General features: G+C 33.2%; 16 protein-coding genes. 5 read left to right on the top strand and 11 right to left on the bottom strand.

Annotated elements, in window-relative coordinates; translation table 11 throughout:
* Positions 1–87 precede the first annotated feature (87 nt).
* On the bottom strand, positions 88–270 hold the full coding sequence (locus ACE939_RS05300; protein ID WP_101449145.1) for a CAL67264 family membrane protein: 183 nt from the start codon (positions 268–270) through the stop codon (positions 88–90).
* Between the two features lie 310 nt (positions 271–580).
* Between ACE939_RS05300 and ACE939_RS05295 the strand changes: the two genes are divergently transcribed.
* On the top strand, positions 581–2,209 hold the full coding sequence (locus ACE939_RS05295; protein WP_378187780.1) for an acyl-CoA carboxylase subunit beta: 1,629 nt from the start codon (positions 581–583) through the stop codon (positions 2,207–2,209).
* Between the two features lie 15 nt (positions 2,210–2,224).
* Here the strand turns inward: ACE939_RS05295 and ACE939_RS05290 are convergent, their stop codons facing one another.
* The 8 genes from ACE939_RS05290 to ACE939_RS05255 form a co-directional block, all read right to left on the bottom strand.
* Positions 2,225–3,544, bottom strand: a complete 1,320-nt coding sequence (locus ACE939_RS05290; protein ID WP_378187779.1) for a M24 family metallopeptidase — start codon at positions 3,542–3,544, stop codon at positions 2,225–2,227.
* Positions 3,545–3,605: 61 nt separating this feature from the next.
* Positions 3,606–3,974 (bottom strand): hypothetical protein, encoded by a 369-nt coding sequence (locus tag ACE939_RS05285; protein WP_378187778.1) that lies wholly within the window; start codon positions 3,972–3,974, stop codon positions 3,606–3,608.
* 77 nt (positions 3,975–4,051) lie between these two features.
* The gene (locus tag ACE939_RS05280) at positions 4,052–4,720 is read right to left on the bottom strand and encodes an AMP-binding protein (protein WP_378187777.1); all 669 of its coding nucleotides are present in this window, start codon (positions 4,718–4,720) and stop codon (positions 4,052–4,054) included.
* A 55-nt stretch (positions 4,721–4,775) separates the two neighbouring features.
* Positions 4,776–5,726: a type II CAAX prenyl endopeptidase Rce1 family protein gene (locus ACE939_RS05275; RefSeq protein ID WP_378187776.1), complete on the bottom strand. Its 951-nt coding sequence runs from the start codon at positions 5,724–5,726 to the stop codon at positions 4,776–4,778.
* Positions 5,727–5,730: 4 nt separating this feature from the next.
* On the bottom strand, positions 5,731–6,774 hold the full coding sequence (locus ACE939_RS05270; protein ID WP_378187774.1) for an o-succinylbenzoate synthase: 1,044 nt from the start codon (positions 6,772–6,774) through the stop codon (positions 5,731–5,733).
* Complete coding sequence (locus ACE939_RS05265) at positions 6,775–7,455, bottom strand: metal-dependent hydrolase (RefSeq protein WP_378187773.1); 681 nt, start codon at positions 7,453–7,455, stop codon at positions 6,775–6,777.
* A 21-nt stretch (positions 7,456–7,476) separates the two neighbouring features.
* Entirely contained in the window at positions 7,477–8,430 is a 954-nt protein-coding gene (gene menA / locus ACE939_RS05260; protein WP_378187772.1) for a 1,4-dihydroxy-2-naphthoate octaprenyltransferase, read from the bottom strand.
* A 72-nt stretch (positions 8,431–8,502) separates the two neighbouring features.
* Entirely contained in the window at positions 8,503–10,023 is a 1,521-nt protein-coding gene (locus tag ACE939_RS05255) for a hypothetical protein (RefSeq protein WP_378187771.1), read from the bottom strand.
* Positions 10,024–10,186: 163 nt separating this feature from the next.
* On the opposite strand from ACE939_RS05255, the gene gcvT reads away from it, so the two are divergent.
* From gcvT to ACE939_RS05235, 4 genes are all read left to right on the top strand, one after another.
* Positions 10,187–11,269 (top strand): glycine cleavage system aminomethyltransferase GcvT, encoded by a 1,083-nt coding sequence (gene gcvT, locus ACE939_RS05250; protein ID WP_378187770.1) that lies wholly within the window; start codon positions 10,187–10,189, stop codon positions 11,267–11,269.
* 88 nt (positions 11,270–11,357) lie between these two features.
* A complete protein-coding gene (locus ACE939_RS05245; RefSeq protein WP_378187769.1) occupies positions 11,358–12,173 on the top strand; it encodes a sugar nucleotide-binding protein in 816 nt (271 codons plus the stop codon).
* 73 nt (positions 12,174–12,246) lie between these two features.
* Positions 12,247–12,957 carry a flavodoxin family protein gene (locus ACE939_RS05240; protein WP_378187767.1) on the top strand — a complete coding sequence of 237 codons (711 nt, stop codon included), beginning with the start codon at positions 12,247–12,249 and terminating at the stop codon, positions 12,955–12,957.
* 33 nt (positions 12,958–12,990) lie between these two features.
* Positions 12,991–13,416, top strand: coding sequence for a thiol-disulfide oxidoreductase DCC family protein (locus ACE939_RS05235; RefSeq protein ID WP_378187765.1), 426 nt, complete (start codon positions 12,991–12,993; stop codon positions 13,414–13,416).
* A gap of 16 nt (positions 13,417–13,432) precedes the next feature.
* On the opposite strand, the gene ACE939_RS05230 is transcribed toward ACE939_RS05235, so the two are convergent.
* Positions 13,433–13,615, bottom strand: a complete 183-nt coding sequence (locus ACE939_RS05230; RefSeq protein ID WP_378187764.1) for a hypothetical protein — start codon at positions 13,613–13,615, stop codon at positions 13,433–13,435.
* A 168-nt stretch (positions 13,616–13,783) separates the two neighbouring features.
* Positions 13,784–15,088 carry a dicarboxylate/amino acid:cation symporter gene (locus ACE939_RS05225; RefSeq protein WP_378187763.1) on the bottom strand — a complete coding sequence of 435 codons (1,305 nt, stop codon included), beginning with the start codon at positions 15,086–15,088 and terminating at the stop codon, positions 13,784–13,786.
* Between the last annotated feature and the right edge of the window lie 19 nt (positions 15,089–15,107).

Raw genomic sequence — 15,107 nt, 5'->3', positions numbered from 1 at the left:
AAAAAATACCATGCTAGTGCATGGCGCTGTATTGTTATAAATTTATTTATCTGTCAATTGGTCCTATAATACTATTTATTAACAGTATTATACTCTACCTTTTAAAGCATTAAAAACCCATGCTATGGCAAAAAAACCTACGCCTACAGCCGCAAAGCCATATCCTGAAACATCACGATATCTAAATGCGCCTAAAGCAATTAGTGCTAAACCAACAAGTATCATAATAAAAGTAGCCCAGGCCAAAACAGTATTTTTATTCATTCCCATAAATAGTATTTTATTTTATTAAATAGTATTATTCAAACATTATCAACTTGAAATACAAATATCGACATTTTATCGTCAAAATAAGGTGCTTTAAAGAGATCATCAGATAATTTTCATATTTAAATATTGAATCTTAGGATGTTAAGATCATTTTTTATTGACAACTAAATCTAGTGAATCAACTAATCTTTATTCTTTATTAAGAATGGGAGTATTAAATTAAACAAATCGTAAAATAACGTGTAATTTTATAAGAAATCATTTTCAAAATGCTGCTTTTTTGTATTTTCGTGCAAACATATTGCACATTATGGATATAAAATTTAATAAAAACGAAGATCATAATAAATTACTCCTTTCAGATTTGAAACACAGGTTAGCTAAAGTTAAACTTGGTGGTGGTGAAAAACGTATTGAAAAACTGCATAGCAAAGGTAAAATGACAGCTCGCGAACGGATTTCATATCTTTTGGATGATGACCGAGATGCGATTGAGATAGCTGCCTTTGCGGGAGATGATATGTATGAAGAGCATGGGGGTTGTCCTTCGGGAGGCGTAGTCATCAAAATAGGATATGTACGTGGTAAACAGTGTATAGTGGTTGCCAATGACGCAACCGTTAAGGCGGGAGCTTGGTTTCCTATAACTGGAAAAAAAAATCTAAGAGCACAAGAAATAGCTATAGAAAACAAACTTCCAATTATTTATCTAGTCGATAGTGCTGGGGTATACCTACCCCTTCAAGATGAAATCTTTCCAGATAAAGAACACTTTGGTCGCATATTTCGAAACAATGCTGTAATGAGTAGTATGGGAATCACTCAAATATCTGCAGTTATGGGAAGCTGCGTTGCTGGAGGCGCCTATTTACCCATTATGAGTGACGAGGCGCTTATTGTGGATAAAACAGGTAGTATCTTTTTGGCAGGTAGTTATTTAGTTAAGGCTGCTATTGGTGAGACTATTGACAACGAAACCTTAGGCGGAGCTACTACTCATTGCGAAATCTCTGGTGTAACCGATTATAAATCAAAAGACGATAAGGACGCGCTAGATACTATTAAAAACATAATGTCCAAAATAGGTGATTATAATAAGGCTGGTTACAACAGAGTCAAATCACTTTTACCTAAAGAAAAACAAGAAGATATATATGGAATTCTACCTAAAGCGCGCAATGAACCTTATGATATGATGGAGATTATCGCTAGGTTGGTCGATGATTCTGATTTTGAAGAATATAAAGCTGGTTATGGTCAAACCATTGTGACTGGATATGCCAGAATTGATGGCTGGGCAGTGGGAATTGTTGCCAATCAACGTAAAATTGTAAAGACCAAAAAAGGTGAAATGCAGTTTGGTGGGGTGATTTATTCGGACTCTGCAGACAAAGCCACTCGATTTATAGCTAATTGTAATCAAAAGAAAATTCCCTTAGTGTTTTTACAAGATGTTACAGGCTTCATGGTAGGTAGTAAGAGTGAGCATGGCGGTATCATAAAAGATGGAGCTAAAATGGTAAATGCTGTAAGTAATAGCGTAGTACCTAAGTTTACTGTAGTTATCGGAAACTCTTATGGCGCTGGTAATTACGCTATGTGTGGTAAAGCATATGATCCACGATTAATTTGTGCTTGGCCAAGTGCAGAACTTGCTGTTATGGGAGGTTCACAGGCGGCAAAAGTATTACTTCAGATTGAAACTGCTTCGTTAAAAAGTAAGGGACAAACAATTACTGAAGAAGATGAGAAAGCAATGTTTGATAAAATAAAAGCAAGGTATGATAAGCAAACTTCACCCTACTATGCAGCGGCGCGTATCTGGACAGATGGTATTATTGATCCATTAGACACCAGAAAATGGATTAGTATGGGAATTGAAGCAGCAGACCACGCTCCTATCGAAAAACCTTTCAATTTAGGAGTGATACAAGTCTAATATTTTTGCAGAAAATTAGTTGCGTTTGGGGATTGAGATAAGTTTTGTTTGTCTACCGTTAACATATCTAAAACCATCTACTCCCCAAAACCCAACTTCTTCTAGCATTATTCTAATATCCTTATTCCATTCAGGAACAGTTACCGTTGTGTTAAGTTCTATTGCATAAACAGTGTTTACAAATAGAGGATAATCACCCGTGCCCTTTACTCCGTCTTGTGCATCCCACATACCAATTGCTGGACCTGCAGAGTGTCCATACATACCTAAAGGATGTGTGTAAATAGAAGGTCTTAAGTTATCTGATTTTGAATCACTTATAGATTTTAAAAGTATTTGATTTCCTGTGTTATTTTTGACAAAGTTATTTGTCAAATGATCTTGAACTTTGTTTCCATTTGTAAACACGTTGTTTAAATAATCAGGTATTTCACTTTCATTATTTTGTAGTATATAACCATGTTGTTGGCAGTCTGTATTAAGTCCTAAATAGGTAATTCCAAAATCGCAATGTATTAAATCCCCTGGCTGAATAATAGTTTTATCTTGACGACTGGAAAATGCTTTTTTCTCTGAAAGAAGCGCACTACTCTTTCTTTGAATATCTACCGTAGGATGAAACCAAGTTTCTAACCCCATATCAGTTACTTTTTGTCGTAACCACCATACCACATCATCGGTTGTAGTGAGTTCGGGTTTAATTACTTTTATGCTAAAAGCTTCTGCGATTATATCATGTGTAATGGCTACTAACTCTTTATAAATTTCCATTTCCTCAGGTATTCGAGTTTCGATCCAACGTACCGCAAGTTTTTCAGCAGAAACAACTTTATTTTTATAAGATGTTGGTAAATTTTTCATGAGCAAATCATAATCTGTTTTAACTAAGCCATCAGCAATGTTAAAATCATTTGAAATGTTAATCCCAATTTTATTTGGTTTCTTATCTTCTATTAGTGCAGTTAATGCCAACCACTGATCTGGCTGAACTTCTTTATCCCATACTGCTTCTATATGGTTTCCTATATCATAACGAGCTATAGCCTGTTTAGTAAAAACATTATTACTACTATCTCGGTAAAAAACCAACATAGTTCTCCTTCTAGCATGCAACCACGTTGATGGCAGCATTGTTTTGAGTACCGGATCCTCATTGTACTCTCTAGCAATAAGTACCCACATATCTATATCTGTCTCGTCCATTAATTGCGGTAATAGACTATCCAGTCGCTTTTTTAAAATTTGATCTTTTACATTAGCACGATCACGTTCACTCATTATTTGAGAAACTGCAGAAAAACTTATTAGATAGAAAAAGATAAAAAGATATTTCATTATTGATAGTTTTACTAATTAAGTGTAAAATATAGTGATTATTAAAATATGTAGGTTAACCTTAAATTCGTTCACCATTTTGTATAAGTTGTAACGTTTGGTTGCGCTGCACTTTACCTGTTGCGGTTTCGACAAATTGAGTAAGGCAATAAATCTCTTTTGGAATTTCATAACGAGTTAGTGTGGTAATATTAGCAAGACCTTCGTTAATTGAACTTATTAAATCTTTGGAGTAATTAGCTTCAATAATCATAATAAGTTTTTCTCCCAAACTATCATCGGGTATTCCAATTAAAAAAAAACGATGGGAAATGAGTTGCTGTAACTTAACCTCAATTGTCTCTGGAAACAATTTGATACCTCCACTATTCACAACATTATCAAATCTCCCTTTCCAGAGAAACTTTTTATATGATTTTAAAAATACCACATCATTCGTTATGATTGTTTTTTCATGTAATAATGGTGCATTGATAATAAGACAATCTCTGGTATCTGTACCAATTGTTATATTGGGTAATGTTTTGAAAAACAGGTTTTTTTTCTCTTTTTTTTACCATTGATACGACGCGCAGCTATATGTGATACGGTCTCTGTCATACCGTAAGTTTCATAAATTTTTGTGTCACAGGATTGTACTAGGGCTTTTAGACGTTCACGAATCGCACCCCCGCCTACAATTAATTTTTTAATTAAATGCAATCTATTGATTGAATTATCCAACTGCAACGGAATCATTGCACAAAAATCGTAGTGTTTATAGATAGTATCAAGAGGATTACTTTTGGGCGGAATACAATCTATTTTCCATCCTAAGATCATGGCACGAACAAGCATCATCTTACCAGCGATATAATTTACAGGTAGACAAAGTAATGCGTGTGTTTGAGCATCGAGTTTAAAAAAATCCCCGGTCGCTTTTGCACTGTTAACCATGTGCTTTTTGAGCACTTTCAAAACCTTCGGTTTACCTGTTGACCCCGAAGTTCTTACGGTTATATATTCTTTACCATCTAACCATTCTAATAAAAAATATCCTATTTCTTGTTCATATGGTTCTCCAGTATCTATTAACGTTATAGCAACTTGTTTAACCCCATATTTATCTAGCTTTTGTTTGTTTAACTCAAAAGCTTCGTGAATCGGATATGCTATCGTTAGTTCTGGCTCTTGCATATTCAAATTTCAGTTATAATCATGATAAGTATGTTAAAAATGCATCAAATGTTTTTTAAATTTCGATACTCTTATTTTGTTTTGGGGGAACAACTTTTCCTGTTAATCGCTCTTTCCAATTAGTCCATCCGTATTTTTTTGCAAAAATTAATAAGTAGATAGGATATACGATAAGCACAGGTAATACAATATCAATACCTCCAGAAGGTTCTGAAATATCCAAAAATATAGCATTGGTTTGAAAAACACTCCAATTAGTAGTAACAAGAACGGCTGCTACAATATTATTGGCTGCATGAAAACCCAATGCAAGTTCCATCCCCTCGTCCATAAGGGTAAGTACCCCAAGGAGCAAACCTGTACCAATATAAAAAATCATCATCACATTACCTAGTTTTGCAACTTCTGGATTCGCTCCATGAAGTAATCCAAATATAATAGAAGTTACCAGTAAGGGTACCCACCTATTTTTGGCAAGTAATCCAAACCATTGCATAAGATATCCTCTAAAAAGGTATTCCTCAAAGCTAGTTTGAAGTGGTAGTAGTACTAGGGCAATAATTAATAAAATTAGAAACGGCACTACCTCAAAATTTAGAATAAAAATTTCTGGCTCTAGCACGTAACTAATACCGAAAAATAAAACATTAACAATTAGTACTAATAGAAAAGAAAATTTGATTCTACTCCAATCTACTGTAGATCGTGTAGTCGTTACATCAATAATTTTTTTATGATGTATTGCCGTTACGCTAAGATATAAAGCTCCTAATCCTACTACAAAACTAAAAATCATTAGGGCCAATAAAAAATTAGTATCAATTCCCAAACTCATAAAAGAATTTTCTGCAGCACTCAAAAATGAATTTATATCACCTGATGTTATAAATGCTACAATAAAGAGAGGTAGTACCCCAAATACTTGCCAACCTAATACTATGACAACCAAACCTATAATATATCGCCAAATCTCATTCTTCCCTCTGAAAGCTTGTTGTATAAACATGTTCTTAGTTATTTAAATATGATACCTCCCATTTAACTTGGGTATTGTAATATAATTTTCCTTGAGTTACTGTTAATGGAGCTTTAAAGTTATTAGTGTATAATGCTCCAGTACCTAATCCTTGCGGAAGCTTACTTTGTAACGTATACGTATATTGTGCAATAGCATTAAGTCCGATATTACTTTCTAAAGCACTTGTTATCCACCAATCAATTTTCAATTGATTGGCCAAATCTATCCATTCCTGAGTACCTCTAAAACCACCTATCAAACTTGGTTTTAAGATTATATATTGTGGTTGAATACTATTAAGAAGATTCCGTTTTTCTTCTAAAGTAAATATACCTATCAACTCTTCATCCAAAGCTATGGGGAGTGGGGAGTTTTTACATAAATCATACATACTTTCTAATTGCCCCGCTTTAATAGGTTGTTCTATACTGTGCAAATCAAATTGAGATAATTGTTCGAGTTGCTTTTGTGCTTTACTAGGATCAAAAGCACCATTTGCGTCAACTCGAATCTCGATAGTATCTGATGAGTAGTGTTTTCTTATATATCTAAGAAGTGCTAGTTCATTTTCAAAATCTATTGCTCCGATTTTTAATTTAATACACGTAAACCCTTGTTCTAATTTTTCTTTAATCTGATTTTTCATAAAAGATTTATCCCCCATCCAAATTAGACCATTTATGGGAATAGGATCTTGGTGTTTGGTAAATTTTGAAGGAAACAAAAGAAATGGTTGTGTACTTTCTAACGATTTAAATGCCATTTCTATACCAAATTGAATACTTGGGTACGCTAGTAATGCCTCCCATAACTTTTTTTTACCAAGAGAAATATTAGCACAGACCCATTTTAATTTATCCTCATAATCGGGACGATCATCTATACTTAACGTTCTTAAAACTCCGCATTCACCAATCCCTGTATTTCCGTCTTTCGTTAAAATTAAAAACCATGTTTCTTTGGTACGTAAAACACCTCGTGAGGTACCACTAGGTCTTTTAAAATCAAGAATGTATTTTTTATAGGTTGCTACCATCTACACTGTAATACTTTCTCCAATATCCAACAACATTAAATCTTTATTGTTTTCAAAAAATTTTCGTTTAGCCTCTTCATGGTTAATTTCGATATATCCAAAAGTATCATAATGTACCCCTAATACTTTATCACATGCAACAAAGTCACTAGCAAGTATGGCATCGTCGATACCCATGGTAAAATTATCCCCTATGGGTAAAATGGCTAAATCTAATTTTGTAAACAAAGGAATAAGTTTCATATCCATGGTGAGCGCTGTGTCTCCAGCAATATAAATACTTTTGTGCTCTCCTTGTATAACAAATCCTCCAGGTTGTCCCCCGTAGCTTCCATCGGGAAAGCTACTCGTATGCAATGCATTCACGTATTTTACTTTTCCAAATTCGAACTCCCAAGCGCCTCCATGATTCATTGGGTGAACTTCGATACCTTTTTGCTGGTAATGCATAGCTATTTCATAATTAGATACAATTACTGCATCGTTGTTTTTTGCAATAGCTTCAGCATCTAGAATATGATCCTCATGTGCATGGGTTAATAATATATAATCTGCTTTAATAGTATCGATATCAATTTTATCTTTTGATAAAGGGTTTCCTGAAATAAATGGATCTACCAAAACTCGGCAATCATCAATTTCTAATAACAAACTATTCTGACCGTAAAAAGTAATTTTCATAAGTTTTTTTTTATTTGAAAATTATAAAATTTGTCCTAAAGAAAATAGTATTGCCACAAAAAATGTAGACAAAGCTACTTTTTTTAATTCTGGATCTAATATCATTGTATTTTCAATTTTATACACTTTAAAAATATGAACTAATAAGGGAATGAAAGCTAAAAAAAATAAAGCTTCACGACTATTAGTGATTGTCAAAAAGAAATGGAGGGTTAAACTTAATAAAGCAACAAGAATTAATAAATAATGATATTTTTTTGCATTAGAAAGCCCTACTTTTACTACAAATGTATTCTTTCCTGCTTTTTTATCTCCAAAATAATCTCGCATATTATTTAAATTAAGGACCGCTGTACTTAACAATCCTATTGCAATAGCTGGTAAAAAAACTTCAATGGATATTGCCTTTGAGAATAAGAAAAAAGTACCAACAACGCTTACTAATCCAAAAAAAATAAAGACAAAGACATCTCCTAAGCCTCTATATCCGTAGGCAACATTACCCACTGTATATTTTATAGCTGCTGTTATTGCTAAGAGACCTAAAAGGAAAAATATTATAGAGTATAAAAAATTCTCTTTTCCAAAGGCCGTATAAATAAGCAACAAGGCCAGCGCCAATGTGATTAAAGAGGTACAAATAATACCAATTTTCATTTCTGCTGTAGACAAAATACCACTTTGTATAGCACGTAAAGGTCCTACCCTATCTTCATTATCTGTTCCCTTGACACCATCCCCATAGTCATTAGCAAAATTCGATAATATTTGCAATCCGAGTGTTGTACCAATTGCTAACCAGAAAATGACAGTAGTAAAAAAATGCGGGATTTCATTTTCAATAGTAGCTCCTGTATATGATATAGAATTTAAATAATTTTCATTGAAAAGTGAAGCGCCAACAATAATTCCTGAAATAGATAAGGGCAACGTTCGTAATCTAGCTGCAGAAATCCATGCTTTTAATTTAATCATGTTTCTATTTTTTAAAGTCAAAGTAACAGTATTTATTTTAAAAACATCCTTTTTAACACTAGTAACTCATAATTATAGGACGGTTTGAATTAGTCCATTTTTGATACAAATCCAGAAATAATTCCAAAAGGATTTTGTTTTATCCCGTACTACATTTATATCTTTCTGGTTAACAATGCCTTTATCCTCTTTACGATCGATAATTAGATTTGATAACAAAGTAAGAACAGATTTCTTATGTTGCCCATCCTCTTTTAGAATATTTACGTCAAATGTATTATATGACATTGCGGTACTGCCTAGTGCTGCGTCTTTATTACCACTAAAATCGAAGTATAAAGCGTCCAAACGACCATTTGCTTCTATATTTAAAGTGGGCTTTATAAAAGCATTCATTGATGAAGCCTCCACATTTTTAACTGCCCCACGTATGTTGAAAGAATCCGACAGACTATTAATGTCAAATGCCCAATCGATAGTAACTGGTGCTTGATTCATAAACTTACTTTCAATATGTATCTCTACAGTATTTTGAACAGCGGTTTTTAATGTATTGATCTCACTTACACCTATTCTTAAATCATTAAATGATATTTTACCTGGTTGAGTTGTATTCTCCAAAAGTTCGGCATAACTTATTTGATCTGCTTTAATACTAATAGAGTCAACTGCTATAAGTATATTCAATTTACGTAAAAGTTCGCTATACATTGGTTTAACCGACATATCATCTGGAAGTTTTTTATCTCGGTAAATATCAAAATCAATTTTATCAAGTGCTATCAATGCACTACTAAAGATTATTTTGTTTCTAATTTCTTCAATTTTTGGTGCATGTATTGTGATACTACACTTGTTTAATCGCATGTAATCTCGTTCATATTTGATAGTATTTATAAACACCTCTTTGGAGAATAATGGTATAATTCGTAGTTCTTGTACAAGCCAATTTTTTTCATTAAAATCAAAAGAATGCATGATCAATTGATGGTAGGGATCTATCGTGGTTTTAAAATTTCTAATTTCCCCCTTATAACTATTATACGTAAACGGTATTGATTGGGATAGCAACGAAGCGTTTGTAGCAAATCGAAAAATTGACATTTTTGATATATCAATACTAGTATTTGATTCTTTTTGTAAGGAATCTTGCTCTAGTACAATATACGAATTTACTATATCTAATTTATTGATATTCAAAGTAAATGACTCTTTTTTATCCTTTTTGGCTGTATTTTTTTGCTTTTTTGTGGCCTCAATATGTAGTTTACTATTCTCGATAGTAACCTCTTTAATAAATACTTCTTTATTTTTTATCAATTTCCAGAAACTAACATCTTTAATGTATAGATGCTCAATAGTACATTTTAACTGTTTTTGATCCACAAATTCTAGGTTATTAAAAGAGATATTTCCAAATAATGGTTCGATATGTAGAGCTTTATAATTAATTTGAATTCCTTCACTACGCATCCCATTCAATGTATTCTCGATTTTATATTCTATAAAAACTCCTATCAAAAAATACGTAATTAACAGAAATGCTACACTATAAACTACTATAGAGACTGGTTTTTTAAAGTTACTTTTCATAAAACTAGATAGATATAAAAATTTCTAAGGATCGAATATAGTATAAACACCATAAAATGGTAGTAGTATTTATGAAGAGTATAACATTATAAGGCATAAAAGGATTGCAAAGGATAGTAAAGTTTTTTACTTTCGGCATCAATTTGATTTAAACGATGACCAAATGAAAAATACTGCCTTAACAGCCATTCATCAAGCACTAGGTGCAAAAATAGTTCCCTTTGCGGGATACAATATGCCCGTTTCATACGAGGGAGTAACTGTAGAGCATGAGACCGTAAGAACAAGCGTAGGAGTATTCGATGTTTCCCATATGGGTGAATTTTTGATAAGTGGACCCAATGCATTAGCATTAATTCAAAAAGTTACAACCAATGATGCTTCAAAACTTGTTAATGGCAAAGCACAATATAGTTGCTTTCCAAATGAATCTGGAGGGATTATAGATGACTTAATCGTATATAGATTAGAGGATGAAAAATTTTTATTGGTTGTAAATGCCTCAAATATTCAAAAGGACTGGGATTGGATTACTAAGCATAACACCATGAATGCAGAAATTAGAGATTTGTCTGATGAGTATTCTCTGTTAGCTATTCAAGGGCCTAAAGCAGCAAAAGCAATGCAAAGTCTTACCTCGATCGATCTTTTGGCGATGAAGTTTTACACCTTTGAAGTAGCTGAATTTGCAGGTATTCCTAATGTAATTATTTCGGCGACAGGATATACAGGTAGTGGTGGCTTTGAGATTTATTGCAAAAATTCTGAAGTAGAACAAGTATGGCACAAGGTACTAGACGCTGGTGCATCTTTTGGCATCAAACCGATAGGATTGGCTGCACGTGATACTCTGCGTTTAGAGATGGGATATTGCTTATATGGTAATGATATTAATGATACTACCTCGCCTATCGAAGCAGGTTTAGGCTGGATCACGAAATTTAATAAAGACTTTATCAATTCTGAAGCTATTGCAAAAGAAAAAGAAGAAGGTCCATCGCGTAAACTTGTCGGTTTTACATTAGATCAAAAAGGAATTCCGCGTCATGACTATGAGATTGTAAATGAATCAGGTGAAAAAATTGGTGTAGTAACCTCTGGAACCATGTCTCCTTCACTTGGAGTTGGTATTGGCCTAGGTTATGTTCCTGTAGCATTTGCTAAACCCGATAGCAAAATTTTTATTCAAATTCGGAAAAAAGCTATTCCGGCTACTGTAACTAAATTACCTTTTTATAAAGGTTAAATAGTTTGGTTATTTTTATAATATTGTTAAGTTTCAGCGTTGTCATTATGTCAATTCTGAAACTTAATTATTTTAAACTACAGCGTATTTGAAAAAGATTTTAATTATAGGAGGTAGTGGATTTATTGGAAATGCCCTCTACAAAGAGCTTAATTCCTATTTTGATACCTATGCAACGTATCGAACGGATAATGCTATATTAGAAAAAAATACTAAATTTTTTCAATATGATATGGAATTAGAAGATATAACAATTCTTCTAGACAATTTACAACCAACGTATATTGTATCGACTACAAGAGGTAATTTTAACACTCAGTTAGATGCACATCAACGCATTATTAATTGGATAAAAACCCATCCAAGTAAATTAATCTTTTTTTCGAGTGCCAACGTATTTGACGCATTTAGTAACTACCCTTCTTATGAATATGATAAAACGCTAAGTGATAGCGTCTATGGGCGATTTAAAATAAAGATAGAAAACGCATTGATGCGACTCCCAGCCCATAAATATGTAATTGCACGCGTACCTATGGTATTTGGAGCTAATACTCCAAGAATTCAAGAAATAAAAACTTTACATAGCCTACGCGCACCTATAGAAATTTTTCCTAATGTTATTTTGAATGCTACCTCTATATCAAAATTAACACAACAAATTCATTATATAATTAATAGAAATAAAAAAGGAATTTTTCATTTAGGAAGCATTGACTTGTATTATCATTTTGATTTAATCAAAGAAATTTGCGATATACTACATTTAACCGAACCGATCTTTAAGCAAGTCTATGACTCAAACAATGATAGATATCTAGCAGTTTTACCTAAGGATAATGTATTGCCTAAAAACTTACAAATTTCAACCCAAGAAGTAATAAATTCAGTGATTCTACAGTAACGTTAAGAATTAACTAAAATTAAAGATCCTCTTATACATACCTATAAATTTTCATAACTTTAAAAAAAGAATTATGGAGCCTATAGATTTTTCTGAACTAAGAGCCTTGTATATCAACTGTACACTCAAAAAATCCCCTAGACAAAGCCATACGCAAGGTTTACTAGATGTATCAAAAACTATATTGGAAAAAGAAGGTGTAAATGTAGAGACTATACGCGCTGTTGACTACGATATCCCTTATGGGGTATTACCAGATATGACCAAGGAGGGTGCGGAGGTTGATGCTTGGCCTCAATTATTTGAAAAAGTAATGGCAGCCGATATCTTACTATTAGGTACTCCAATATGGTTGGGTGAACGCTCTTCTGTTTGTACAAAAATTATTGAACGTTTGTATGGCATGAGTGGGCAAAAAAATAGTAAAGGTCAATATATTTACTATGGGAAGGTTGGAGGCTGTATAATTACTGGAAATGAAGATGGTGTTAAACATTGTGCTATGGGCATTTTGTATTCTTTACAACACATAGGATATAGTATCCCACCACAAGCAGATAGTGGTTGGATAGGTGAAGTAGGTCCAGGTCCTAGTTATTTGGATAAGGAATCGGGAGCAAAAAACAACGAATTTACGAACCGAAACACTACCTTTATGTCTTATAATTTAATGCACTTGGCAAAATTATTAAAAACCGCCGATGGCTACCCGAAATATGGAAATTCGCGTACAGCATGGGATGATGGCACGCGATGGAATTTTGAAAATCCTGAATATCGCTAATTATTAAAAATACAATAAGCTAGATACTAAACTATGAATATAGCTATACCTGCTGGAACCAAATTGATTCTATTTGATGGTGTTTGTAATCTCTGCAACAGCGCTATAAACTTTGTAATTGCTCATGACAAAAAAAAGGTTTTTAGATATGCTTCATTGCAAAGTAAAATAGGACAAGAATTTCTAAAAGAAAGAAATTTGGATACTTCCAAATTAGATTCTATTATATTAGTGGAACCTAATATCGCTTATTATCATAAATCCACCGCAGCTTTAGAAATTGCAAAACATCTAAGTGGTATCTATTCAGTATTATCGATATTTTTGATATTTCCAAAACAATTTAGAGATTGGATATACGATATCGTTGCAAAAAATAGATATCGCTGGTTTGGCAAAAAAGATAATTGCCAGATCCCTACTCCAGAATTAAAAAGTTTATTTATTGATCAGGCATAAGCGAATCATTAACTCTTCATTTGGCATTAGTCTCCTCCTCACTCTCTGATTCTATAAAGAGATCTTGATCAAGTTGAAATTGTTTCTCTCTTAGCTCGTTAGATTCCTTATCTAATTTTCTAATATTATTTAAGTGTACTATACTTAAGCAAATAACTGCAAATGATAGTAAAGCGATTGGTAGCAATAATCGTTTCATACGCCTTATATTGATTTTTGATTTGTGTTATTCAAATATATTATCAATATTACAACTGTGTAAGGGGTAAAAGCCCCTTTTAATGAAGGATTATTCCTCAAAACTATAGTAATGTCATTTTCGGAAATCTTACAGCATCTTCATATTCTATAAGACATAAAATTATAACTAATCACGTTTGTAAGTATCGTCCCAGTTTTTCACTTTAGGATGCCCTAATTTATCAACACTTTTTGCTACGATCATAGAAACTGCAGCATCTCCTGTGACGTTTACTGTAGTTCTACACATATCCAAAGGTCTATCGACTGCAAAGATTAAAGCTAACCCAGCTTCAGGAATACCTGCTTGAGCCAATACAATAACAAGCATTACCATACCAGCTCCAGGAACCGCTGCAGATCCAATAGAAGCCAGCGTTGCTGTCGCTATTATTCCTAATTGTGCACCTAAACTTAGATCCATACCAAAAGCCTGTGCAATAAAAACTGCCGCTACTGCTTGGTACAAACTTGTTCCGTCCATATTAATAGTAGCTCCAATAGGCAATACAAAACTGGTCACTTCTTTCTCTACACCTAAGTGTTCCTCTACTCGCTCCATGGTTACTGGTAAAGTCGCCGCACTTGAACTTGTAGAAAACGCCAAGAGTTGAGCAGGCGAAATACCATTAATAAAGAATAAAGGAGAACGCTTTGTAAATATCCAAACAATCAAAATATATACACCAATCATGATAAGAAGGCCTAAAACAACACAAAACGCATACATGGCTAGCGCAGCAAAAAGGTCGGTACTTGGTGATTCAACAACCAAGGCAGCCAGCAACGCAAATACACCGTAGGGTGCAACCAACATTATTAAATCAATTAGCTTAAGAATCACTTCATTAAATCCATCAAAAAATGCTTTTACGGGTTTTGAACGTTCTTCGGGAATTAAAATTAGTCCAATACCAAAAAATATGGCAAAGAAAATAACTTGTAACATATTACGATTATCTCCTGCTGCATTAAAAATGTTACTAGGTACCAGATCTACTAACGCTTGTAAAGGTCCTGCGTTTTTTTGTTTTTGAGCATCTGCAATCTTGCTATCTGCGTCACCTTTATAACTTTCTATTAGTTCTGTTCTTGTTTCTTCGGTAATAGCACTTCCTGGTTTTACAACATTAACGACCAATAATCCTATACTAACCGCTATAATGGTTGTTATGATATAGGTTCCGATCGTTCTTCCACCCATCTTGGAAAGTTTAGAAATATCTTTTAAATCGGAAACCCCTTTAATTAAGGAAGCTAAAATTAACGGTACAGCTATAAGTTTGAGTGCATTTATAAATATGGTTCCAAAAGGTTTTATCCAATCACCAATAAAATCTGCTCCCCAACTAAATTTTGATAAAATTATTGCAGAGATTACTCCTGCTACCATTCCAATTAATATTTGCCAATGCAGTGCCAATTTTTTCATAGTGCGATCTTACTTAATT

The organism is Aquimarina rhodophyticola (assembly GCF_042434915.1).
Taxonomy (GTDB): Bacteria; Bacteroidota; Bacteroidia; order Flavobacteriales; family Flavobacteriaceae; genus Aquimarina.
Note: the sequence above shows the minus strand (reverse complement) of the source record. Positions and strands in the feature narration are given on the sequence as shown.

Bases quoted from the DNA above. Each gene is read 5' to 3' on its own strand.
- menA (WP_378187772.1), bottom strand. From the start codon at position 8,430: ATGATTAAATTAAAAGCATGGATTTCTGCAGCTAGATTACGAACGTTG.
- ACE939_RS05225 (WP_378187763.1), bottom strand. From the start codon at position 15,088: ATGAAAAAATTGGCACTGCATTGGCAAATATTAATTGGAATGGTAGCA.
- ACE939_RS05230 (WP_378187764.1), bottom strand. From the start codon at position 13,615: ATGAAACGATTATTGCTACCAATCGCTTTACTATCATTTGCAGTTATT.
- ACE939_RS05255 (WP_378187771.1), bottom strand. From the start codon at position 10,023: ATGAAAAGTAACTTTAAAAAACCAGTCTCTATAGTAGTTTATAGTGTA.
- ACE939_RS05265 (WP_378187773.1), bottom strand. From the start codon at position 7,455: ATGAAAATTACTTTTTACGGTCAGAATAGTTTGTTATTAGAAATTGAT.
- ACE939_RS05235 (WP_378187765.1), top strand. From the start codon at position 12,991: ATGAATATAGCTATACCTGCTGGAACCAAATTGATTCTATTTGATGGT.
- ACE939_RS05270 (WP_378187774.1), bottom strand. From the start codon at position 6,774: ATGGTAGCAACCTATAAAAAATACATTCTTGATTTTAAAAGACCTAGT.
- gcvT (WP_378187770.1), top strand. From the start codon at position 10,187: ATGAAAAATACTGCCTTAACAGCCATTCATCAAGCACTAGGTGCAAAA.
- ACE939_RS05275 (WP_378187776.1), bottom strand. From the start codon at position 5,726: ATGTTTATACAACAAGCTTTCAGAGGGAAGAATGAGATTTGGCGATAT.
- ACE939_RS05295 (WP_378187780.1), top strand. From the start codon at position 581: ATGGATATAAAATTTAATAAAAACGAAGATCATAATAAATTACTCCTT.
- ACE939_RS05280 (WP_378187777.1), bottom strand. From the start codon at position 4,720: ATGCAAGAGCCAGAACTAACGATAGCATATCCGATTCACGAAGCTTTT.
- ACE939_RS05300 (WP_101449145.1), bottom strand. From the start codon at position 270: ATGGGAATGAATAAAAATACTGTTTTGGCCTGGGCTACTTTTATTATG.
- ACE939_RS05240 (WP_378187767.1), top strand. From the start codon at position 12,247: ATGGAGCCTATAGATTTTTCTGAACTAAGAGCCTTGTATATCAACTGT.
- ACE939_RS05290 (WP_378187779.1), bottom strand. From the start codon at position 3,544: ATGAAATATCTTTTTATCTTTTTCTATCTAATAAGTTTTTCTGCAGTT.